Source organism: Streptomyces sp. NPDC052043 (assembly GCF_044548235.1).
Lineage (GTDB): Bacteria > Actinomycetota > Actinomycetes > Streptomycetales > Streptomycetaceae > Streptomyces.
The window spans coordinates 429,405-450,970 of record NZ_JBIUBT010000006.1; the positions used below are offsets into that span (position 1 = coordinate 429,405).

Consider the following 21,566-nt stretch of genomic DNA (forward strand, 5'->3'; position numbering starts at 1 on the left):
GCCCGGGCGGTGATGGTTGCTGTGGTTCCGTGCGGGACGGTGCTCAGCTCTTCCCAGTGCCTTCGAGTTGGAAGTGCCAGATGACCGCGACCGGGGACTCGTCCAGGGCCGCGGCCGAAGCTTCCGGGCACCAGTGCATGAGGTCCCAGGACATATGTGTAGGGAGCGGGTCCGGCGCGGTGTCGGGGGCGAGGGAGCGACGCGGGCGGCGGGGTTCCTCGCAGTGCCGGACCTGGAACCCGAGTGGGAGGGCTGCGGCGAGGTAGGCGCTGAGCGGGCGGTGGTACTCGGTGAGGAGGGACGGGCGGCCGTCCGAGCCGGGATGGCGGGCCAGCGTCGGCCTGAGGTAGGACACCAGCAGGTGGGCGTCAGAGATCACGAGGTGACCGCCGGGACGCAGGACACGCGCGAACTCAGCCAGCACGGGGGCCAGGTCGGAGACGTGGGTCAGGGCGAGCGCGCAGACGACGGTGTCGACCGCGTTGTCGGGAACCGGCAGCCGGTGCAGGTCAGCCTCGTGGAAGTCGACATCCGGCAGGCGCTCGCGGGCCTGGGCAAGCATCTCCGGTGAAGCGTCCACGCCGATCACGTGGTGGCCGAGCTGGTGCAGGTAGCTGGTGTGACGGCCGGTGCCGCAGGCGGCGTCCAGGGCTGTGCCGACGGGCAGGCCGTCAAGGATGCGCCGGACAACAGGCTGTTCGAGGTCGATCATCTGGTTGCCGGGGGCGTCGTAGTGCGGCGCCCAAGACCGGTAGACGTCGGCCGCGCTGATCGTGCCCTCACTCGCCGTCACGCCCTCGGTATGTGCAAGGGCGGGCGTGTCCAGCAGCGTCCGGATCTCGGCGAGTCGGGCCTCGACAAACGCCCGGTCGGCGCTTCCCTCCCGGAAGCCGCGCAGCAGAGCGGCGCCCTCGATGCCCAGCAGATATCCCAGGGGACTCAGATAGGTCACCCCAGGAACGGTACGGACACATGCTCCGCCGGCTCCACCGGTTTTCCGGCGCGTACCTCAGCCGTCGTCGGATCATGGGGTGGGAGCCCGGGGGAGCGGCCCGGATGCGCGCCCGGTACACGCATGTGACGGGGGTCATGCTCCGCAAGGTCGCTCAGCAGGTCGGCGACGCGCACGGACAACGTCGAAGGGCCCCACCGCGAACGGTGGGGCCCTTCGACATCGTGCCCGGTGAGGCACTGGCGGAGGATACGAGATTCGAACTCGTGAGGGGTTGCCCCCAACACGCTTTCCAAGCGTGCGCCCTAGGCCTCTAGGCGAATCCTCCGCCGGAAACATTACATGACTCGGAGGAGTGCTCGCGAACTCGTTGCAGGCCCCCGGGATCGGGTACTCTTTGCGGAGCCCCTCACGCGGCGCTATCTGACTGAACTCCCCCAGGGCCGGAAGGCAGCAAGGGTAGGTCGGCTCTGGCGGGTGCGTGGGGGGCGCTTGCGTTCGCGGGGCCGGACACGTTGTCGGTGGACGCCTATAACCTCGTATGCGTGTCGTCTCTCGCGCTGTACCGCCGCTATCGCCCGGAGTCGTTCGCCGAGGTCATCGGGCAGGAGCATGTCACCGACCCGTTGCAGCAGGCGCTGCGGAACAACCGGGTCAATCACGCGTACCTGTTCAGCGGTCCGCGCGGGTGCGGCAAGACGACCAGCGCGCGGATCCTCGCCCGGTGCCTGAACTGCGAGAAGGGGCCGACGCCGACCCCCTGCGGGGAGTGCGACTCGTGCCGTGACCTGGCCAGGAACGGGCCGGGATCCATCGACGTCATCGAGATCGACGCCGCTTCGCACGGTGGTGTGGACGACGCCCGTGACCTGCGCGAGAAGGCCTTCTTCGGGCCCGCCCGCAGCCGGTACAAGATCTACATCATCGACGAGGCCCACATGGTCACGCCGGCCGGTTTCAACGCGCTGCTCAAGGTGGTCGAGGAGCCGCCGGAGCACCTGAAGTTCGTCTTCGCCACGACCGAGCCCGAGAAGGTCATCGGGACCATCCGGTCGCGCACCCATCACTACCCCTTCCGCCTGGTGCCGCCGGGCACCCTGAGGGACTACCTCGGCGAGGTCTGCCAGAAGGAGGACATCCCCGTCGAGGACGGCGTCCTGCCCCTCGTCGTGCGGGCCGGCGCCGGGTCCGTGCGTGACTCCATGTCCGTCATGGACCAGCTGCTCGCCGGTGCGGGGGAGGAGGGTGTGACGTATGCCATGGCCACCTCACTCCTCGGGTACACCGACGGCTCGCTGCTCGACTCCGTCGTCGAGGCCTTCGCCTCCGGGGAGGGCTCCGGCGCCTTCGAGGTCGTCGACCGTGTGATCGAGGGGGGCAACGATCCCCGCCGGTTCGTGGCCGACCTGCTGGAGCGGCTGCGGGACCTGGTGATCCTCGCCGCGGTCCCGGACGCCGCCGAGAAGGGGCTCATCGACGCCCCGGTCGACGTCGTCGAGCGGATGCAGGCCCAGGCCCGGTCCTTCGGCGCCGCCGAACTGAGCCGTGCCGCCGACCTCGTCAACGAGGGGCTGACCGAGATGCGCGGTGCCACCTCGCCCCGCCTCCAGCTCGAGCTGATCTGCGCCCGCGTACTGCTGCCCGCCGCCTACGGCGACGAGCGGTCCGTGATGGCCCGCCTCGACCGGATCGAGCGCGGCGTCAGCTTCTCCGCGGGCGGGGGTGCGCCCGCGATGGGGTACGTGCCCGGACCCGACGTGCACGGGGGAATGCCGACCGCGGCGGGGGGCGGCGCGGGTGCGGCGCCGGTCCCTCCGGCTCCTCCGGCTCCGTCTGTGCCGCCTGTTCCACCGGGCGGCGGGGCCGCCGCGGCTCGGGCGGCAGTACGGGGTTCGGGAGCCCCGGACGTGCCCGCCGGGCCCGCCGTCCCCTCCGCACCCCCTGGTCCGACCGCGGGCGACCGTCCCCAGGAGGCGGCTGCACCCCCCGCGCCGGCCCCTCCCGCACCTGCTCCCACGGCCGCACCGCCGACCCCCGCACCCTCCGCGCCCGGTGCCTGGCCCACCGCGGCGGCCGCGGGCGGTGGCCGGCGGCCGGGCGGCTGGCCCACCGCGGCGGCCCCGGGCGGCGGGCAGGCGCCGAGCGCGTCCAGTGCCCCGGCCCCGGCGCGGCAGGCACCCGCGGCGAGGCCTGCCGCAGCCTCGGTGCCCCCCACCCCGCCGGCCCCGGCGGGCGGCGGGCTCGACCCGCGCACCCTCTGGCCGAACATCCTCGAAGCGGTGAAGAACCGCCGGCGCTTCACCTGGATCCTGCTCAGCCAGAACGCCCAGGTCTCCGGATTCGACGGCACCACCCTCCAGATCGGCTTCGTCAACGCCGGTGCCCGCGACAACTTCGCGAGCAGCGGCAGCGAGGACGTGCTGCATCAGGCGCTGGCCGAGCAGTTCAACGTCCAGTGGAAGATCGAGGCCGTCGTCGACCCGACGGGCGGCGGCTCCGTACCCCCGTCCCCGGGCGGCGGCTTCGGCGCAGGCCCCGGAGGCGGCGGCTACGGCGGCGGTGGTGGCGGCTACGGCGCCGGTGGCGGCGCGGCGGCGCAGCGTACGCCGGCGGGTCCCCAGTCCGCGGCTCCGGCGGCGCCCGCTCCCGCCGCGGCCCCGAACAGGCCGCCGTCCGCGACGGCACCCGCGTCCGCTCCGGCATCCCGGCCCTCCGCCTTCGAACCGGCTCCCGTCGCCCCCGAGGACGACATCCCCGAGGACGACGACCCGGATCTCGACGAGTCGGCCCTGTCCGGTCACGAACTGATCGTCCGGGAACTGGGCGCGACGGTGGTCGAGGAGTATTCGACGGAGTGACGGAGTGACGGAGTGACGGAGTGACGGACTGACGGAGTGACCGGGTGCGGAATCAGGGAGTGACGGAGTAGCGGAGTCACGGGCAGAGGCCGAAGGCCTCCCCGCCCCGCCCCGGCCCACCTCGGCTTTGCTCAGAGGAACATACGAACGTCCCGCCGCTCTCCCCTCGGCGGCCCGCACAAAGCGCTCCGCGCCGTTGCCGTTAGGCTGACCTCGTGAAGGTCCTCGTCATCGGCAGCGGCGCCCGCGAGCACGCCCTGTGCCGTTCTCTGTCCCTCGACCCCGCCGTCACCGCGTTGCACTGCGCGCCCGGCAACGCCGGCATCGCCGAGGTCGCCGAGCTGCACCAGGTCGACGCCCTCGACGGCGCGGCCGTGTCCGCGCTGGCCGCCGAACTGGGCGCCGACCTCGTGGTCGTCGGCCCCGAGGCCCCGCTGGTCGCCGGCGTCGCCGACGCCCTGCGCACGGCGGGTGTCCCGGTGTTCGGCCCCTCCAAGGAGGCGGCGCGGCTGGAGGGCTCCAAGGCCTTCGCCAAGGACGTGATGGCCGCGGCAGGCGTACCCACGGCGCGTTCGTACGTGTGCACGACGCCTGAGGAGGTCGGTGCGGCCCTCGACGCCTTCGGCGCCCCCTACGTCGTCAAGGACGACGGGCTCGCCGCCGGCAAGGGCGTCGTCGTCACCGACGACGTCGAGGCGGCCGAGGCGCACTCGGCGGCGTGTGGCCGCGTGGTGATCGAGGAGTACCTCGACGGACCCGAGGTCTCCCTCTTCGCCGTCACCGACGGCGAGACGGTCGTGCCGCTCCAGCCCGCCCAGGACTTCAAGCGGGCGCTCGACGGCGACGAGGGCCCGAACACCGGCGGCATGGGCGCGTACTCGCCGCTGCCCTGGGCCGACCCCAAGCTCGTGGACGAGGTCCTGCACAGCGTGCTCCAGCCCACCGTCGACGAGATGCGCCGCCGCGGCACGCCGTTCTCCGGCCTGCTCTACGCGGGGCTCGCCCTCACCAGCCGCGGCATCCGCGTGATCGAGTTCAACGCCCGTTTCGGCGACCCCGAGACCCAGGTGGTCCTCGCCCGCCTCCAGACCCCGCTGGCGGGAGTCCTGATGGCCGCCGCCACCGGCGATCTCGCCCACCTGGAGCCCCTGCGCTGGACCGACGAGGCGGCCGTCACCGTGGTCGTCGCCTCGCACAACTACCCCGGCACCCCGCGCACCGGCGATCCGATCACCGGTCTCGACGAGGTGGCCGCGCAGGACGCCCCGCACACCTACGTGCTGCACGCCGGTACCCGGCGCGAGGGCGACACCGTCCTGAGCGCGGGCGGCCGCGTGCTGTCCGTGACGGCGACCGGCAAGGACCTGACCGAGGCCCGCGACCGCGCGTACACCGCCGTGGCCCGCGTCCGCCTCGACGGCTCCCAGCACCGTTCGGACATCGCGGCGAGGGCCGCGGCGGACGCCTGACGCGGCAGCTCCCCCCTTCCTCCCCCTCGTACCGTTCTTCTCTTCACCAGCAGGCCCCGGCTCCTGAGCCGGGGCCTGATCATTGCGCTGTGTCGCCCGGCTCTGACCAAAGCCATTCCATCGAGTGACCAATGCTCTATCCGGCTGACGCGGGCCGGGGGCCCAACTAGGGTGCGCGCAGGCATTCCGGCACTTGGCCCACCGGCATTGCGATGTCAGTCATGGGTGCCACAGTGGGGGAATGAGCAACGTCAGGACAGTCGGGAGGGGGTGACGGGCGGCCGTGACCGGTATGGGTGTGGAGGTCGGTGTGCGGGCCGCGCGCTCCAGGGCACTGGCCGTGCTGCGCGTGCGCAGCCGGGCACTGGCCGTCGCCCTGCTGCCCGCCGCCCTCGCCGTGATCCTGCTCGCCGGCGGATCGACCGGGCACCTCGTGGGCCGGGGCTGGGACCTCGCCCGCTGGGTGGTCGGCGCCGTCGCGGTCGTCGTCCTGCTCCTGGCCGCGGGCGTCGGGCTGGTCGTGGCCCGTGCCCGCCCCGCGACGACCCCGACCGTACCGATAGCCGAGAAGTCGGCCCCGGACCTGTACCGCCTGGTGCGCGATCTGGCCGACCGCCTCGGTGTCCCCGCCCCGTCGGCCATAGAGCTCACCCCGGACTGCGACAGCTGGCTGGAGGACCGTACGCACCCGGCCCACGGCCCTCCCCCGGCAGCCGATCACCTCCAGGTCGAGCCGGACGCGCTGCGCGGCCCGTCCTCGGCCCGCCCGGGACGTACGGCGGCGGCGCCCGTCCTCGTCATCGGCTCCCCGTTCCTGTGGTGGATGCGCGTCGGCGAGCTGCGGGCCGTGCTCGCCCCGGTCGTCGCCGGTACGGGACCCTCGGCGCACCCGGACATAGCCGCGGCCCGGCGTTTCGTCCGCGGTCTGGACGCGGCGGTGGCCGTCGCCTCGGCACCCGGCCGCCGCCCCCTGGTCCGCTCGGCGTGCGCCGGTCTTGGCTGGGTGGCCCGGCTGCTCCTGCGCGGCTGCCGGGAGCATGCGGCCCTGATGGAGCGCGGTGTGGCGGCCGCGGCCGCGGAGCGCGCACAGGCGGTGGACTACGGGCTCAGGATCGTCGCCCAGGAGCAGGTGGGCCTGGCGTACGCGGGCTGGGACCGGCTGCTGACCCGGGTCGCGCTGCCCGCCTGGCGCATGGGCCGCTGGCCCTCCCGGCTGGACGCCGGTGTCGTCGCGGCCCTCACCGAACTGTCCCGCCGCGACCGCCTGGCCGAGGGCTTCGCCTCCCGGCTCGGCGAGCGCCCGGCCTGCGACCTGCTGGAGGAGCCCGGCGCCATCGACGAGGCCGCCTCGCTGCTGGCCGCGCGCCTCTTCCACGGCGGCCCGGCCGAGCGCGGCGGGGACTGGTGCCCGGTGGACTGGCAGGAGTACCCGGACGAGGTCGTCGACCGGAAGTGGCGCACCGACGCCGCCCGCCTCCACCGCGTCCTGAACGCCCTGGGCGTCCGGCGCTCCCCCGGCTCCGCCGCCGATCCGTACGGACCGACCCTGGCCCGGGTCCTGGAGCACCTGTCCACCGCGTCCCCCTCCGGCAAGTCCGGCAAGTCCGGTAAGTCCGGCGGGTCCGGCGGGTCCGGCGAGCGCTCCGAGCGGACGGGACGCCCGGCCGACGACGCCCAGCCGACTCGTGACGACGGCGCGTGCGGCGCGTACCCCCCGTACGGCGAGCCCGGCGGACACGGCGGGCACGCCGCCCCCGAAGACCCCGCCACGCCGGACGACGATCCCGGCCTCGGCAGCGAGCGCGGCGCCGCACTCGCGGCCGGCATCAGCGCCGAGCTGGCCCGCGAGGAGGCGTCGGCGCCACCGGCGCGTACGGCGTCGACGGGGGGCGACCAGCACGGCGGCGCCCTCCTGCGGAACGAGGACTCGGTGCCGCTCTTCCCCCTGGAATTCCCCCTCGAACCACCGCGCACCGGCCGCGAACTCCTCGCCGACCACATCACCGCGATGGTGTGCTGCGCCGCGATGGACACCGCCGACGCCGCCCCGGGCCTCGACTGGCTCGACGGCCCCGCCCTCCTGATCAACGGCGAGCGGGCCGCCGACCTCGGCCCCAAGGTCCTCGCCCTGGTGGAGGACGGCGATCCCGTCCCGCTGCGGACCTGGCTGGTCGACTCGGGCATACGTCCGGAGAAGCCGGTACGGCTGGTCTGACCTGGGCCGCCACCGACCCGGCGGCCGCGCTACCGGATCCCCGAATTCCACTTTCGGCCAATTCGCGATGAATAGTGACAGCATGCGCGCGTTATGTGATGTGCTGGGACCGATAGCGCACATGGCAAGCGCGTGCGACATACGACAGCCACACCCGGACATGCCGACAGGTCGGCCACCGCGGCCACCACCGGCCCCGCACCGCCGCACGACCGACCACGGGGGCACGAGGGAGGGGATCGGGCATGGGATCGGAGCGGATTCGCCGCTGGGAGTCGGGAGCTCTCGCGCACGCCGTGTCGGACCCCTTCGGCCTGGGCCCCGTCCCCTGGCTGCGCGGCAGCGAGACGTACTTCGACGACACCGGCCACGTCGTCCCCTGGTACGTCGACCCGTCCCCGCAGACGACGTCCGGCGGCCCGCGCATCCCCGCCCCCCGCACCTCCGGCGGCGGCCCCCGCTCGGCCGACGACGTCCACCGGCAGATCAAGGGCTTCGTCTCCACCGGCGCCGTCTCACCCGGCGAGGCGATCGACTTCCACATCACCGTCGACCCGCCCCAGCAGTTCGGCGTGGACGTCTACCGCATCGGGCACTACGGCGGCGACGGTGCCGCCAAGATCACCACCAGCCCGCGCCTGTCCGGCATCGTCCAGCCCCCGCCGCTGACCGCCGACCGCACGGTCTCCTGCCACCACTGGTGGCTGTCCTGGCGGTTGCAGGTCCCGTCCCACTGGAGCGTCGGCGCGTACGTGGCCGTGCTCACCACCGCCGACGGCTACCGCTCGCACATCCCGTTCACCGTTCGCGACAACCACCCGGCGGACCTGCTGCTGCTCCTGCCCGACATCACCTGGCAGGCCTACAACCTCTACCCGGAGGACGGCCACACCGGCGCGAGCCTCTACCACGCCTGGGACGAGCACGGCCGGCTGCTCGGCGAGGCCGACGCCGCGACCACGGTCTCCTTCGACCGCCCCTACGCGGGCGCGGGCCTGCCCCTGCACGTCGGCCACGCCTACGACGTGATCCGCTGGGCCGAGCGCTACGGCTACGACCTCGCCTACGCCGACGCCCGTGACCTGCACGCCGGCCGAGTCGACCCCACCCGCTACCGCGGCCTGCTCTTCCCCGGCCACGACGAGTACTGGTCGGCCGGCATGCGCCGGACCGTCGAACTCGCTCGTGACCACGGCACGTCCCTGGTCTTCCTCTCGGCCAACACCATGTACTGGCAGGTCGAACTGGGCCCCTCCCCGTCCGGCGTCCCCAACCGCCTGCTGACCTGCCGCAAGCGCAAGGGCCCCGGCCGGCCGGTGCTGTGGCGGGAGATCGACCGGCCCGAGCAGCAACTGGTCGGCATCCAGTACGCCGGCCGCGTCCCCGAGCCGCACCCGCTGATCGTCCGCAACGCCGACCACTGGCTGTGGGAGGCGACCGGGGCCGAGGAGGGCGAGGAGATCGCGGGCCTGGTCGCGGGCGAGGCCGACCGCTACTTCCCGCGCACCCAGCTCCCCGAGTACCAGGACCGCATCCTGCTCGCCCACTCCCCGTACACGGACGGCGAGGGCACCACGCGCCACCAGGAGACGTCCCTGTACCGGGCGCCCTCCGGCGCCCTGGTCTTCGCCTCCGGGACGTTCGCCTGGTCTCCGGCCCTGGACCGCCCCGGCCACGTCGACGCCCGTGTCCAGCGCGCCACGGCCAACCTGCTGGACCGTATCTGCAAGCGGGACTGACCCCCTGTCCCCGGCTCGTGTCCGATACGGGAGAATCGAGCCAGTTGGACAGAACCACGGGGAGGAACCGTGTCCGGATTCGTCGAAAAGCCCGAGCCGATCCAGGTTCCGGGCCTGGTGCATCTGCACACCGGCAAGGTGCGCGACCTGTACCAGAACGAGGCGGGCGACCTCGTCATGGTCGCCAGTGACCGCATGTCCGCCTACGACTGGGTGCTGCCGACCGAGATCCCGGACAAGGGCCGCATCCTCACGCAGCTGTCCCTGTGGTGGTTCGACCGGCTCGCGGACCTCGCCCCGAACCACGTCCTGTCCGCCGACGTGCCCGAGGGCGCCCCCGCCGACTGGACGGGCCGCACCCTGGTCTGCAAGTCCCTGCGGATGGTCCCCGTGGAGTGCGTGGCCCGCGGCTACCTCACCGGTTCGGGCCTCGCCGAGTACGAGCAGACCCGCACGGTCTGCGGCCTCGCCCTGCCCGAGGGCCTGGTGGACGGCTCCGAACTGCCCGCCCCGATCTTCACCCCGGCCACCAAGGCCGAGGTCGGCGAGCACGACGAGAACGTCTCCTACGAGGAGGCGGCCCGCCAGGTCGGCGCCCAGACGGCCGCGCAGCTGCGCCAGGCGACGCTCGCCGTCTACGGCCGGGCCCGGGACATCGCCCGCGACCGCGGCATCATCCTCGCCGACACCAAGTTCGAGTTCGGCTTCGACGGGGACACGCTCGTCCTCGCCGACGAGGTCCTCACCCCGGACTCCTCCCGCTTCTGGCCGGCCGACCAGTGGCAGCCGGGCCGCGCGCAGCCCTCGTACGACAAGCAGTTCGTCCGTGACTGGCTGACGTCCGCCGAGTCCGGCTGGGACCGTGGGAGCGAGCTGCCCCCGCCGCCGCTGCCGGAGCCGGTCGTGGAGGCCACCCGGGCCAAGTACGTGGAGGCGTACGAGCGGCTGACGGGAACGCGCTGGTCGTAGCCGGCGCGCCGGAGCAGACGAAAAGACCCCGGTCCGATGGACCGGGGTCTGATTCCCGAGCGGACGACGAGGCTCGAACTCGCGACCTCAACCTTGGCAAGGTTGCGCTCTACCAACTGAGCTACGTCCGCACTGCGCCGTGGCGCGAGGCCAACTATACCCAACCTCGCTCCCGCGCGAGTCGTACTGCCGCATGTCGGTTCTCCGCGCCCAGTTTGGTCGCGGCCGACGACAGGTAGTTCCGTACGGTCCCCGGCGACAGCGCGGCCCGCTCGGCGATCTCCGCGACCGGTGCCCCGTCGGCGGCGAACTCCAGCACCTCGGCCTCCCGCGCGGTCAGCGGGGAGTCGCCCGCGGAGATCGCGTCGGCGGCCAACTCCGGGTCGACGTAGCGGTTTCCGGCATGCACGGTGCGGATGATCTCGGCGAGCCGCTGGGCGCTGACGGTCTTCGGTACGAAACCGCGCACACCCGCGGCAAGCGCCCGTTTCAGATGTCCGGGCCGTCCGTGGCTGGTCACGATCAGCACCCGGCAGTCCGGCAGTTCGGCCCGCAGGGATGTGGCGACCCTCACACCGTCCGCGCCCGGCATCTGCAGATCCAGCACGGCCACGTCGGGTACGTGCGCCCGCGCCATGGCCAGCGCCTCCGGTCCGCTCGCCGCCTCCGCGACGACCAGCAGGTCGTCCTCCAGCGAGAGCAGGGCGGCGAGCGCGCCGCGGATCAGGTGCTCGTCGTCGGCCAGCAGCAGCCGGACGGGTACGGAGGACGTCGTCATCGGGTGGCCTCGCTCATCGGACGGGCGGTCTCGGGATCGGCGGCGGGCGGCGGCAGCGGCACCTCGGCGGTCAGCTTGAACCGGCTGCGCCCCGCGGGACCCGCCCGCAGGGTGCCGTCGAGCTCCGACAGCCGTTCCCGCAGACCGGCGAGTCCGGTGCCCGGCCGGTCACCGGCGGGGGACTCGGGCACCCCGTCGTTCTCGACGGTCAGCTCGGCCCGGCCGTCGGCGACGCGCAGGGACACGGTGCAGCTCCGGGCGTCTCCGTGCCGGAGCACGTTGGTGGCGGCCTCCCGGACGACCCAGCCGAGCGCGGACTGCACCGGCGTGGGCAGACGGTCCGGCGAGCCGGTGACCGCGCAGTCGATGCCGGCCGCCGCCAGGACGCCCTGGGCGCCGGCGAGTTCCGCGGCGAGGTCGGCCTCCCGGTAGCCGCGGACCACGGCACGGACCTCGCGCTGCGAGTCCTGGGCCAGCCGCTGTACCTCGATCATCTGCTCCACCGCCTCCGGCCGACCGCGCCGGCCCAGCTGCACGGCCAGCTCCGCCTTCAGCGCGATCACCGCGAGGTTGCGCCCCAGCACGTCGTGCAGGTCCCGTCCGAACCGCAGCCGCTCCTCGGCGACGGCGAGCCGGGCCCGGGTCTCCCGGGCCTCGTCGAGCGCGTAGACGGCGTTCAGCAGCCAGACGGAGAAGACGGAGGTGAAGGCGAGGAACGCGCCCCCGACCAGCACCATGACCGTGTTGGCCAGAGCGGTGGGGCCCGGGATCCCCAGCGGGAAGGCGACGACGCCGGAACCGGTCGCGAAGCCCGTCACCACCGCGGCCACCCGGCGCCGGTTGCGCACCCCGAGGGCGATGGTGCCGGCGCCGAAGATCAGCACGCAGGCGAAGACCATGCCCGCCGCGGTGTCCACGTTCTCGCCCCGGCCGTGCGCGTGCACGCCGAGCGTGAGGACCGCGAGGGCCGCGGTGACCGCGCCGAGCGTCCACAGCAGTCGCAGCGGCTGCTCCCTCCGGCCGCGGGTCCAGTCGAGCGCCCGGGACGCGGTCACCGCGCAGACGGCGGCGTGCCCGATGACCGCCGCCGCCAGCCAGGCCGCCGGGTGGGGACCCACCTGGCCCAGCACCAGCAGCCCGCCCAGGACGGCCTCGATCAGCGCGAAGGAGTGGAACGACCACCGTGTGTACGTCTCGACCTTCGCCGGCGTGGTCTTGCCGCGCCACCAGCCCACGGGCCCGCGCATGGTCTCCCCCCACCTCTCACGCACCTCTCAGCGCCTCGGCTCCCAGCGGAACCGGCGCCGTACAGCAAACACCGCGACCGCGATCCAGGCCAGCGCGACGGCCACGGCCCGCAGGGTGCCGTAGGCGCTCAGGTCTCCGGTCCAGCCGCCGCGCACCAGTGTGACCACCGGGGTCAGCGGCAGCAGCTCGCAGCACCGGGCCAGCCGCTCGGGCAGCAGCTCCAGCGGCACGGTCAGCCCGGAGCCCACCATCGAGACCAGCAGCAACGGAAACGAGGTGACCTGCGCGCTCTCGGTGGTCCGGGTGAAGCCCGCGGTGACGGCCGCCAGCAGCACACTCAGCAGCAGGCCCAGCAGCAGCCCGGCGACGGCGAGATGGGGCGCGCGCGGGGCCGGGACGTGGAGCAGCGCGGTGCACGCGCCGGTCAGCAGCAGGCACTGGACGAGGCCGGTGGCGACGGCCGGCAGCGCGGCCCCGGCGAGGATCTCCGTGTCCCGCAGCTCGCCCGTGCGCAGTCGCTTGAGGACCAGTTGCTCGCGCCGGGCGACGAACACGCTGACCAGGGTGGAGTACACGGCGAACAGCAGCGAGAAGCCGATCGCGGAGGGCAGGATGACCAGCCCGATCGTCAGGCCGGCGTCCTCCAGGTTCATGCGTGCGGTCGCCGACCGCACGCTGAAGGGCAGTACCAGCGGCAGGAGCACGCCCGCCACCAGAGCGCTCCGGCTACGGGCCAGCAGGACCAGCTCGGCACGTGCGAGCGCGGCCATCCGGCCGGCGGGGGTGGTGACGGCGGCACTCATGCGGCGTACTCCTTCGTCCGCGGCGCGGCGGCGTCCCGCGCGATGCCGAGGAACGCCTCCTCCAGCGAGGCCGACCGCACGTCGAGCCGGTCCAGTTCGACCCCGGACCGCCGGGCCCACAGCAGCAGTTCCGTGGCGGTCCGCTGGAGTTCGCGGGTGCGCAGCCGTACGGCGCGGCCGTCCACCTCGTGATCGCACACGCCCAGTTCGGCGAGCGGGGGCAGGTCGCCCAGGAAGAATCCCGTCGGCAGGTCGAAGGAGATCCGGGACGGCTGCGCGGCGGTCACCTCGGCCGGGGTCCCGGCGGCGGCGATGCGCCCCTCGTGCAGGATCGCGATCCGGTCGGCGAGCCCTTCGGCCTCCTCCAGGTAGTGCGTGGTGAGCAGCACGGTCGTCCCGCCGTCCCGCAGTGCCCGCACCAACTCCCAGGTTTTCTGGCGTGCTTCGGCGTCCAGTCCGGTGGTCGGCTCGTCCAGGAACAGCACCTCGGGCTCGCCGAGCAGCGCGAGCGCCAGGTCCAGGCGGCGCCGTTCACCGCCGGACAGCTGCTTGACCCGCACGTCCGTGCGCCGCTCGAGACCGACCAGCGCCAGCGCCTCGCGGGGCGGGCGGGCCCCGCTGACACAGCCCGCCCACATCCGAGCGGTCTCGGCGACGGTCAGCTCGGAGGGGAAGCCGCCCTCCTGGAGCATCACCCCGGTACGCGGCCGTACCAGCCCGCGCTCGTCGTACGGGTCGTGCCCGAGCACCCGTACGCGCCCCGAGGTCGGGGGCGCCAGGCCTTCCAGGAGTTCGACCGTCGAGGTCTTGCCGGCGCCGTTGGTGCCGAGCAGCGCGAAGATCTCCCCGCGGGCCACGTGGAAGGAGATACCGCGCACCGCCTCGAATCCGCCCTCGTAGACCCGCTGGAGGCCGGTCACCTCAATCACATGCTCGTCCGTGTCCATGGATCCAGCGTCCCGGCGGCCGAGGCGCGTCGGCAGTGCGCGGTGTCATCACCCGGCATGACAAATGTCAGAGGGGGAAGAACGCGGAGCCATGCGGACAACGCGGCCGGACGGATACCGCGGCCGGACGGATACCGTGACAACGAAAAGACCCCGGTCCGATGGACCGGGGTCTCATTCCCGAGCGGACGACGAGGTTCGAACTCGCGACCTCAACCTTGGCAAGGTTGCGCTCTACCAACTGAGCTACGTCCGCACTGCCTCCGACCGGCTCCCACCGATCGGCGCGAGCACCAGCCTACCTGATCCACAGGAGTGGTCGGGACCGGCGGTGCAGAGCGGGTGACAGGAATTGCACACTGCGCCTTCCCCCTGGAAGGGGGATGTTCTACTACTGAACTACACCCGCATGGACTCCGTGGGTCTCGGCCTTCCGGCTTCGCCCCTCGGCGTGCTCCAGACATTAGCTGATCAACAGGGGGGGTGCGCAAGTCGGTTGCCCCCAGGGCCCGCTGGCGGACCCTGGGCCATGGCCGGGCGCGTGGGGAGCGCGGCCGTCACTGGGCCGCGCTGAACGCCTCGTAGACCTTCTTGGGGATGCGTCCGCGGGCCGGCACGTCCATTTTGTGGGCCTGCGCCCAGGCGCGGACGGCGGCGGGGTCGGGGGCGACCTCCGTCTGCCGGTACGTCTTGCCCGACTTCGACCGCTTGCGGCCGGCCTCCACGTACGGCGCGAGTGCCTTCCGCAGTTTCTTGGCATTGGCTTGGTTCAGGTCGATCTCGTAGAACCTGCCGTCCAGTCCGAAGGCGATCGTCTCCGCCGCTTCCGAGCCGTCGATGTCGTCAAAGAGAGTGACCACGACACGCTGCGCCACGAATATCGGTCCCTTCGTGCGGCACCTCTGCGGCCCATCTGCTCCGCCATGCCGTCATGACGTGCGGAGATGTTGGGAGATGCCACTGTCTGCCTGTTATCGGGAAAAGTATCGGCTGCCGCCAATTCATTTGTACAGTGCCGGGCATTGCAAGGGGAAGCCCGACTAAATCTGTCCGCGTGTCCCGGCGCAATACCGGATCGGGCACCGAACGCCGAACTTTCCCGGAACTTTTCACGAAGGCCACCCGCACGCGTGGGGGCCGTGACGGGCGTCACGTAGATTCCTACGAGTCTACTCGCGTAGAAATTTTGTGCGGGTAGTCTGAAGGGACCTGCTCAGCACCACACACCGGGAGTGCCAGTGGCACGCGTCGTAGTCGACGTCATGCTCAAGCCGGAGATCCTCGACCCCCAGGGCCAGGCGGTGCAGCGCGCACTGCCGCGGCTGGGTTTCGAAGGCATCTCCGACGTCCGTCAGGGAAAGCGATTCGAACTGGAAGTGGACGGGCCCGTCGACGAGGCCGCGCTCGCCCGCATTCACGATCTTGCCGAATCCTTCCTCGCGAACACCGTGATCGAGGACTTCACCGTCAAGGTCGAGGACGCGGCGGAAGTCGCGGAGGCCGCGAAGTGACCGCTCGTATTGGCGTCGTCACTTTCCCGGGCAGTCTCGACGACCGGGACACCCGGCGCGCGATCGGCCGCGCGGGCGCCGAAGCGGTGGCTCTCTGGCACCGGGACAAGGACCTCAAGCAGGTCGACGCGGTCGTCCTGCCCGGCGGTTTCTCCTACGGCGACTACCTGCGGGCCGGCGCCATCTCCCGCTTCTCGCCGGTGATGGAGACGGTCATCGAGCAGGCGAGGGCCGGACTGCCGGTGCTCGGCATCTGCAACGGCTTCCAGGTCCTCACCGAGGCCCACCTCCTCCCGGGGGCGATGCTCGGCAACGACCACCTCCACTTCGTCTGCCGCGACCAGAAGCTGCGGGTGGAGAACGCGTCGACCGCCTGGACCAGCGACTACACCGCCGGCCAGGAGATCCGCATCCCGCTGAAGAACATGGACGGCCGGTACGTGGCCGACGCCTACACGCTGGACCAGCTGGAGGCGGAGGGCCGCGTCGCCTTCCGGTACCTGGACGGCAACCCCAACGGCTCGCTCCGGGGCATCGCCGGCATCACCAACGAGGCGGGCAACGTCGTGGGCCTCATGCCGCACCCCGAGCACGCCACCGAGCCGCTGATCGGTACCGGGCGTACCGATGGCCTGCCCTTCTTCACCTCGATCCTCAAGAAGCTGGTCACCGCATGAGCAGGACGCCTCTGGACACGGTCGAGCACGCGGCCGAGACCCCCGACGTCGAGCTGCCCTGGGCCGAACTCGGTCTGAAGAAGGACGAGTACGAGCGGGTCGTGGAGATCCTGGGCCGCCGCCCGACCGGCGCCGAGCTCGCCATGTACTCCGTGATGTGGTCCGAGCACTGCTCGTACAAGTCCTCCAAGGTGCACCTGCGCCAGTTCGGCGAGAAGGCTCCCGAGAACGACGCCCTGCTCGTCGGCATCGGCGAGAACGCCGGTGTGGTGGACGTCGGCCAGGGCTACGCGGTCACCTTCAAGGTCGAGTCGCACAACCACCCCTCCTACGTCGAGCCCTACCAGGGCGCGGCCACCGGCGTCGGCGGCATCGTGCGCGACATCATCGCGATGGGTGCCCGTCCGGTCGCCGTCGTGGACCCGCTGCGCTTCGGCGCGGCCGACCACCCCGACACCAAGCGGGTGCTCCCCGGCGTAGTGGCGGGCATCGGCGGCTACGGCAACTGCCTGGGCCTGCCCAACATCGGCGGCGAGGTCGTCTTCGACGCCTGCTACCAGGGCAACCCGCTGGTCAACGCGGGCTGCGTCGGCGTGATGCGGCACGAGGACATCCACCTGGCCAAGGCCTCCGGCACGGGCAACAAGGTCGTCCTGTACGGCGCCCGCACGGGCGGCGACGGCATCGGCGGCGCGTCGATCCTGGCGAGTGAGACCTTCGACGACGCGAAGCCGAGCAAGCGCCCCGCCGTTCAGGTCGGCGACCCCTTCCAGGAGAAGCTGCTCATCGAGTGCACCCTGGAGGCCTTCGCCGAGAAGCTGGTCGTCGGCATCCAGGACCTCGGCGCGGCCGGCCTGTCCTGCGCGACGAGCGAACTGGCCTCCAACGGTTCCGGCGGCATGCGCGTCGTCCTGGACGACGTCCCGCTGCGCGACTCCACGCTCTCGCCCGAGGAGATCCTCATGAGCGAGTCGCAGGAGCGCATGTGCGCGGTCGTCGAACCGGAGAAGGTCGACCGCTTCCTGGAGATCTGCGAGAAGTGGGACGTCATCGCCACCGTCATCGGTGAGGTGACCGACGGCGACCGGCTGGAGATCTACTGGCACGGCGGCAAGATCGTCGACGTCGACCCGCGCACGGTCGCCCACGAGGGCCCGGTCTACGAGCGCCCGTACGCGCGCCCCTCGTGGCAGGACGCCCTCCAGGCCGACGACGCGAACAAGCTGCCGCGCCCGGGGACCGCCGAGGAGCTGAAGGCGCAGGTCCTGAAGCTCGTGGCGTCCCCGAACCAGGCGTCCAAGAAGTGGATCACCCAGCAGTACGACCACTTCGTGCAGGGCAACACCGTCCTGGCCATGCCCGAGGACTCCGGCATGATCCGGATCGACGAGGAGACCGGCCTCGGCGTCGCCCTCGCCACGGACGGAAACGGCCGCTACGCCAAGCTCGACCCGTACACGGGCGCGCAGCTCGCGCTGGCGGAGGCGTACCGCAACGTCGCCACCACGGGCGCGAAGCCGCTGGCGGTCTCCGACTGCCTGAACTTCGGCTCGCCCGAGGACCCGGCCGTGATGTGGCAGTTCGCGGAGGCCGTGCGCGGTCTTGCGGACGGCTGCAAGCAGCTGGGCACCCCGGTGACCGGCGGCAACGTCTCGCTCTACAACCAGACGGGCGAGGCCGCCATCCACCCGACCCCGGTGGTCGCCGTCCTCGGTGTGATCGACGACGTCGCCCGCCGCACCCCGGTCGCCTTCCAGGAGGAGGGCCAGCTGCTGTACCTCCTCGGCGACACCCGCGAGGAGTTCGGTGGCTCGGCCTGGTCGCAGGTGGTCCACGACCACCTCGGCGGCCTGCCCCCGAAGGTCGACCTGGAGCGTGAGCGGCTGCTGGCCGAGATCCTGATCTCCGCCTCCCGCGACGGCATGGTCGACTCCGCGCACGACCTGTCCGACGGCGGCCTGATCCAGGCGGTCGTGGAGTCCGCCCTCCTGGGCGGCAAGGGCGCGCGCCTGGTCGTACCCGACGGCCTGGACGCGTTCACCTTCCTCCTGTCGGAGTCGGCCGGCCGCGCGGTCGTCGCCGTGCCGCGCTCCGAGGAGGTCCGCTTCACCGACATGTGCGGCGCGCGGGGCCTGCCCGCCACCCGCATCGGTGTCGTGGACGGTGACACGGTCGAGGTCCAGGGCGCCTTCGAGCTGACCCTGGCCGAGCTGCGCGAGGCCCACGAGGGGACGATCCCGGCACTGCTGGCGTAGCGGCCGCTCGCATCCCACGCTGACCGAGGCCCCGCCGTACAGGCGGGGCCTCGGTGCTGCCGTGCTCCTGCTCACGGTCATCCGGGGTGGGGCGCCGTCAGGCCGGGACCGTCTCCTGCTGGGGCGGGGTCCTGGGGGCGGCCGGGCGGGTCCTGGGCAGACGGAGGGCGAGCAGCGAGGCCATCACCATCAGCGCGGCCCCGCCCCAGAACACCACCTGCGTGGCATCGACGAAGGCGCGCACGCCGTCCGCGTGGGCCGCGCCGGTCAGCCGGGCCAGGGCGCTGACGTCGCCGCCGGTGCCGTGGGCGGCGTACAGGCGGGCCAGGACGGCGCCGAAGACCGCCGTGCCCAGGGCGCTGCCGAGGGTCTGGAAGAAGCGGATGCCTGTGGTGGCGACACCGAGCTGGTCGCGCGGCGCGGCACCCTGGACCAGCAGGATCAGCTGGCCGACGAGTTGGCCGAACCCGGCGCCGGCCAGCAGGAGTTCGCCGCGGATCAGCCACAGCGAGGTGTCCGGCCCTGTCGTCGTGGCGAGCAGTGCGAAGGCGAGGGCGCTGGTGGCCGTGCCGCTGATGGTGAAGGTGCGCGCCGACCAGCCGCGAGCGCCGAGCGGTCCGGTCAGTGTGCCGGAGACCGCCAGGCCGACGGCCATCGGTACGAGGTAGAGACCGGCCGAGGAGCTGGAGACGCCGCGCGCGACCTGGAGGTAGATCAGGACGTAGTAGATGGCGCACATCATCGCGCTGCCCAGGATGCCCTGGACGGCGAAGCCCAGGCGCAGCTCACGCACCGTGAACAGGGAGAGCGGAAGCACCGGTTCGGGCGCCCGCACCTGCCGCCACAGGAAGAGGGCGAGTGCCACGAGCGCCGCCAGGGCGAGACCCAGGACGACCGGGGAGGACCAGGGGTACCGCTTGCCGCCCCAGTCCGTCACCAGCAGCAGCGCACTGGAGAAGGCCGCCGCGAGCGCGGCGCCCGCGTAGTCGATCGGCCGGCGCACAGGGCGCTCGGGAAGCTTCAAGGCGAAGGCGGCGGCGACGAGGACCGCGAGGCCGACCGGCAGGTTGACGTAGAAGATCCAGCGCCAGCTCGCGTGGTCGGCCAGCAGACCGCCGATCCAGGGCCCGATCGCCATGCCGCCGCCGGCGACGATGCCGCCGAGGTTGCCGCCCTGCGCCGTGTCCTCTCCGGGGCCCTTGAGGTGGGCGATGACCACCATCGTGACGCTCATCAGCCCACCGCCGCCCAGGCCCTGCAGCGCGCGGGCCACGATCAGCTCGCCCATCGACTGGGCCGCGCCGCACAGCGCGGAACCCAGCAGGAAGGTGGCGATCGCGCCGGTGAAGACCCGCTTGGGACCGAGGACGTCGCACAGCTTGCCGTACAGCGGCAGCATCGCGGCCGACGCCAGCGCGTAGGCGCTGACCAGCCACGGGATCTTGTCGATGCCGTGTTCGGGGTCGAGGTCCCGGACGATCGGGACGGTGGCCGCGGAGACGATCTGCAGGTCCAGCAGCGCCAGGACGATGGTGACGAGGCAGACGAGGAAGCCGACTTTGCGCTGGGTCTCGGTCATGGATGTCACCATGACGCACGAGAGTGTACTCAGTCAATATTTCATCCGAGCTCATCTTTCATCTCGGCCAAAACTTCATCTTGGTACTGTGATCTCATGGCGGAAGCGATGGGGCTGCGCGAGCGCAAGAAGCGGCAGACGGCGATGAGGATCTACCGCACGGCGATCGAGCTCTTCACGGAACGGGGCTTCGACGACGTGTCCGTGCAGCAGATCGCCGATGCCGCCGACGTGTCGAAGATGACCGTCTTCAACTACTTCGGGTCCAAGGAGGACCTGGTCTTCCGTCCCATGGAGGAGCACTTCGGCGACGCGGCCAGGGCCGTGCGCGAGCGCCGGCCGGACGAGAGCGCCGTCGACGCCGTACGACGGCAGCTCCTCGAACTGGTCGAGGCACGCGACCCGTCGGTCGGCCTGCACAGCGAGCCGTTCGCCCGCATGGTGCGCAGGCTCGTCGTGCAGACTCCGGCCCTGATGGAACGCGCCTTCCTCGGCGCCCAGAAGGGCACCCGGGACCTGGCCGGTCTCCTCGCCGAGGAAACCGGAGACGTGATGCTCGCGACCGTCGCCGCCGCCATGCTCAGTGCCGCCCGCAACGCCCTCGTCGAGGAGAACCACCGCCGCATCGACGACGGCGAGAGCCCGGAGGAGGTCGCTGCCGACGCCCCCGAGCGGGTCCGGCGCGCCTTCGAGCTGGTCGAAAAGGGCCTGAGCGGCTACGCCGTGAAGGCATAGGCTCGCCGTCATGCCCCCGGCCAAGAAGCGCACCCGGACCTATGACCCCGGCAGGACCCGCGCCGCCGTCCTGGCCCAGTCCGGTCATGTGCGGGACGCCGTCCGCGCCCTGACCCCCGAGCAGCTCGCGCTGCCCACGCGGCTCGGCGACTGGACCGTGCGGGATCTGGTCGCCCACGTCGGCATGGCCCTGTCGGCCGTCGGCCGGCTGCTCGACCGGCCCGAGCCGGCCAAGCAGGACGGTGCCCTGCACGACTGGCCGTCGGCCATCGGCGCCGACGCCCCGGCCATCGCGGCACACGCCCGCGAGCTCGCCGAGGGCAACCCCGACCCCGTCGCCCACCTCGAGGCCGCCGAACGGGACTTCACGGCCGCTCTCGCCGGGCATCCCGGTACCCGGCTGCTCGACACCAGCGCGGGCGCCCTGCCGCTGGCCGACTACGTCGTCACCCGCACGGTGGAGCTCGTCGTCCACACCGACGACCTGAACGCCGCCGTGCCAGGTCTGGACATCCCCTACGACCGCCAGGCGCTGGCCACCGCGACGAGGCTGCTGGCCGATACGCTCGCCGCCCGGGCGCCCGGCGGCTCGACCGAGGTGCGCATCCCGCCGTACGCCGTCGTGCAGTGCGTGCCGGGCCCCCGGCACACCCGCGGCACCCCGCCCAACGTCGTCGAGACCGACCCGCTCACCTGGGTCCGGCTGGCCGCCGGCCGGCTGGCCTGGCAGGACGCCGTGGCGGCCGCCGCGGTCAGCGCGAGCGGGGAGCGGGCCGATCTCGGCGGGCTGCTGCCGCTCCTGGCCTGAACCCGCTCCCCGTGGTGTCCACG

17 protein-coding genes, 4 tRNA genes, 1 other RNA gene and 1 pseudogene are annotated in these 21,566 nt (G+C 72.4%); 12 read left to right on the plus strand and 11 right to left on the minus strand.

Annotation, left to right across the window (positions count from 1 at the left end):
* Positions 1-43: 43 nt before the first annotated feature.
* Positions 44-952, minus strand: a complete 909-nt coding sequence (locus tag ACIHCX_RS18865; protein WP_400030707.1) for a class I SAM-dependent methyltransferase — start codon at positions 950-952, stop codon at positions 44-46.
* A 71-nt stretch (positions 953-1,023) separates the two neighbouring features.
* Between ACIHCX_RS18865 and ACIHCX_RS18870 the strand changes: the two are divergent.
* Positions 1,024-1,125: pseudogene (locus ACIHCX_RS18870) on the plus strand (integrase); the annotation flags it as partial.
* A 67-nt stretch (positions 1,126-1,192) separates the two neighbouring features.
* On the opposite strand, the gene ACIHCX_RS18875 reads toward ACIHCX_RS18870, so the two are convergent.
* Positions 1,193-1,280: transfer RNA gene (locus ACIHCX_RS18875), tRNA-Ser, on the minus strand.
* 72 nt (positions 1,281-1,352) lie between these two features.
* On the opposite strand from ACIHCX_RS18875, the gene ffs reads away from it, so the two are divergent.
* From ffs to ACIHCX_RS18905, 6 genes are all read left to right on the plus strand, one after another.
* Positions 1,353-1,451, plus strand: an RNA gene (ffs, locus tag ACIHCX_RS18880) — signal recognition particle sRNA small type.
* 46 nt (positions 1,452-1,497) lie between these two features.
* A complete protein-coding gene (locus ACIHCX_RS18885) occupies positions 1,498-3,810 on the plus strand; it encodes a DNA polymerase III subunit gamma and tau (protein ID WP_400030709.1) in 2,313 nt (770 codons plus the stop codon).
* 215 nt (positions 3,811-4,025) lie between these two features.
* Positions 4,026-5,279 (plus strand): phosphoribosylamine--glycine ligase, encoded by a 1,254-nt coding sequence (purD, locus tag ACIHCX_RS18890; protein WP_400030711.1) that lies wholly within the window; start codon positions 4,026-4,028, stop codon positions 5,277-5,279.
* Between the two features lie 292 nt (positions 5,280-5,571).
* The gene (locus ACIHCX_RS18895) at positions 5,572-7,494 is read left to right on the plus strand and encodes a hypothetical protein (RefSeq protein ID WP_400030839.1); all 1,923 of its coding nucleotides are present in this window, start codon (positions 5,572-5,574) and stop codon (positions 7,492-7,494) included.
* A 245-nt stretch (positions 7,495-7,739) separates the two neighbouring features.
* A complete protein-coding gene (locus ACIHCX_RS18900; protein WP_400030713.1) occupies positions 7,740-9,233 on the plus strand; it encodes a N,N-dimethylformamidase beta subunit family domain-containing protein in 1,494 nt (497 codons plus the stop codon).
* A gap of 69 nt (positions 9,234-9,302) precedes the next feature.
* Complete coding sequence (locus tag ACIHCX_RS18905; protein ID WP_400030715.1) at positions 9,303-10,202, plus strand: phosphoribosylaminoimidazolesuccinocarboxamide synthase; 900 nt, start codon at positions 9,303-9,305, stop codon at positions 10,200-10,202.
* A 58-nt stretch (positions 10,203-10,260) separates the two neighbouring features.
* On the opposite strand, the gene ACIHCX_RS18910 is transcribed toward ACIHCX_RS18905, so the two are convergent.
* From ACIHCX_RS18910 to ACIHCX_RS18945, 8 genes are all read right to left on the minus strand, one after another.
* Positions 10,261-10,333 (minus strand) — tRNA-Gly (locus ACIHCX_RS18910).
* A 23-nt stretch (positions 10,334-10,356) separates the two neighbouring features.
* Positions 10,357-10,980: a response regulator gene (locus ACIHCX_RS18915; protein WP_400030717.1), complete on the minus strand. Its 624-nt coding sequence runs from the start codon at positions 10,978-10,980 to the stop codon at positions 10,357-10,359.
* The gene (locus ACIHCX_RS18920; RefSeq protein ID WP_400030719.1) at positions 10,977-12,227 is read right to left on the minus strand and encodes a sensor histidine kinase; all 1,251 of its coding nucleotides are present in this window, start codon (positions 12,225-12,227) and stop codon (positions 10,977-10,979) included. The genes ACIHCX_RS18915 and ACIHCX_RS18920 overlap by 4 nt, the downstream gene beginning before the upstream one ends.
* Positions 12,228-12,254: 27 nt before the next feature.
* Positions 12,255-13,031 (minus strand): ABC transporter permease, encoded by a 777-nt coding sequence (locus ACIHCX_RS18925; protein ID WP_400030721.1) that lies wholly within the window; start codon positions 13,029-13,031, stop codon positions 12,255-12,257.
* Positions 13,028-13,978 (minus strand): ABC transporter ATP-binding protein, encoded by a 951-nt coding sequence (locus ACIHCX_RS18930; protein WP_400030723.1) that lies wholly within the window; start codon positions 13,976-13,978, stop codon positions 13,028-13,030. The genes ACIHCX_RS18925 and ACIHCX_RS18930 overlap by 4 nt, the downstream gene beginning before the upstream one ends.
* A gap of 183 nt (positions 13,979-14,161) precedes the next feature.
* Positions 14,162-14,234: transfer RNA gene (locus ACIHCX_RS18935), tRNA-Gly, on the minus strand.
* Between the two features lie 81 nt (positions 14,235-14,315).
* Positions 14,316-14,387 (minus strand) — tRNA-Gly (locus ACIHCX_RS18940).
* Between the two features lie 148 nt (positions 14,388-14,535).
* The gene (locus ACIHCX_RS18945) at positions 14,536-14,853 is read right to left on the minus strand and encodes an Lsr2 family protein (RefSeq protein ID WP_100570386.1); all 318 of its coding nucleotides are present in this window, start codon (positions 14,851-14,853) and stop codon (positions 14,536-14,538) included.
* Positions 14,854-15,216: 363 nt separating this feature from the next.
* Between ACIHCX_RS18945 and purS the strand changes: the two genes are divergently transcribed.
* Genes purS through purL form a run of 3 tightly spaced genes read left to right on the plus strand, consistent with a single transcriptional unit; the run spans position 15,217 to position 18,421 of the window.
* A complete protein-coding gene (purS, locus tag ACIHCX_RS18950) occupies positions 15,217-15,489 on the plus strand; it encodes a phosphoribosylformylglycinamidine synthase subunit PurS (RefSeq protein ID WP_356938180.1) in 273 nt (90 codons plus the stop codon).
* On the plus strand, positions 15,486-16,166 hold the full coding sequence (gene purQ / locus ACIHCX_RS18955) for a phosphoribosylformylglycinamidine synthase subunit PurQ (RefSeq protein WP_400030726.1): 681 nt from the start codon (positions 15,486-15,488) through the stop codon (positions 16,164-16,166). The genes purS and purQ overlap by 4 nt, the downstream gene beginning before the upstream one ends.
* Positions 16,163-18,421 (plus strand): phosphoribosylformylglycinamidine synthase subunit PurL, encoded by a 2,259-nt coding sequence (gene purL / locus ACIHCX_RS18960; protein WP_400030728.1) that lies wholly within the window; start codon positions 16,163-16,165, stop codon positions 18,419-18,421. The genes purQ and purL overlap by 4 nt, the downstream gene beginning before the upstream one ends.
* Before the next feature lie 97 nt (positions 18,422-18,518).
* Here purL and ACIHCX_RS18965 read toward each other — a convergent pair whose 3' ends face one another.
* The gene (locus ACIHCX_RS18965; protein ID WP_400030730.1) at positions 18,519-20,000 is read right to left on the minus strand and encodes an MFS transporter; all 1,482 of its coding nucleotides are present in this window, start codon (positions 19,998-20,000) and stop codon (positions 18,519-18,521) included.
* A 96-nt stretch (positions 20,001-20,096) separates the two neighbouring features.
* On the opposite strand from ACIHCX_RS18965, the gene ACIHCX_RS18970 reads away from it, so the two are divergent.
* Positions 20,097-20,735, plus strand: coding sequence for a TetR/AcrR family transcriptional regulator (locus ACIHCX_RS18970; protein ID WP_400030732.1), 639 nt, complete (start codon positions 20,097-20,099; stop codon positions 20,733-20,735).
* A 10-nt stretch (positions 20,736-20,745) separates the two neighbouring features.
* Positions 20,746-21,543 (plus strand): sterol carrier family protein, encoded by a 798-nt coding sequence (locus tag ACIHCX_RS18975; RefSeq protein WP_400030734.1) that lies wholly within the window; start codon positions 20,746-20,748, stop codon positions 21,541-21,543.
* Positions 21,544-21,566 lie beyond the last annotated feature (23 nt).

Excerpts from the sequence above, each read along its gene's own strand:
- ACIHCX_RS18970 (WP_400030732.1), top strand. The coding sequence starts at position 20,097 with ATGGCGGAAGCGATGGGGCTGCGCGAGCGCAAGAAGCGGCAGACGGCG.
- ACIHCX_RS18900 (WP_400030713.1), top strand. The coding sequence starts at position 7,740 with ATGGGATCGGAGCGGATTCGCCGCTGGGAGTCGGGAGCTCTCGCGCAC.
- ACIHCX_RS18965 (WP_400030730.1), bottom strand. The coding sequence starts at position 20,000 with ATGACCGAGACCCAGCGCAAAGTCGGCTTCCTCGTCTGCCTCGTCACC.
- ACIHCX_RS18930 (WP_400030723.1), bottom strand. The coding sequence starts at position 13,978 with ATGGACACGGACGAGCATGTGATTGAGGTGACCGGCCTCCAGCGGGTC.
- ACIHCX_RS18895 (WP_400030839.1), top strand. The coding sequence starts at position 5,572 with ATGGGTGTGGAGGTCGGTGTGCGGGCCGCGCGCTCCAGGGCACTGGCC.
- ACIHCX_RS18920 (WP_400030719.1), bottom strand. The coding sequence starts at position 12,227 with ATGCGCGGGCCCGTGGGCTGGTGGCGCGGCAAGACCACGCCGGCGAAG.
- ACIHCX_RS18915 (WP_400030717.1), bottom strand. The coding sequence starts at position 10,980 with ATGACGACGTCCTCCGTACCCGTCCGGCTGCTGCTGGCCGACGACGAG.
- purL (WP_400030728.1), top strand. The coding sequence starts at position 16,163 with ATGAGCAGGACGCCTCTGGACACGGTCGAGCACGCGGCCGAGACCCCC.
- ACIHCX_RS18975 (WP_400030734.1), top strand. The coding sequence starts at position 20,746 with ATGCCCCCGGCCAAGAAGCGCACCCGGACCTATGACCCCGGCAGGACC.
- ACIHCX_RS18925 (WP_400030721.1), bottom strand. The coding sequence starts at position 13,031 with ATGAGTGCCGCCGTCACCACCCCCGCCGGCCGGATGGCCGCGCTCGCA.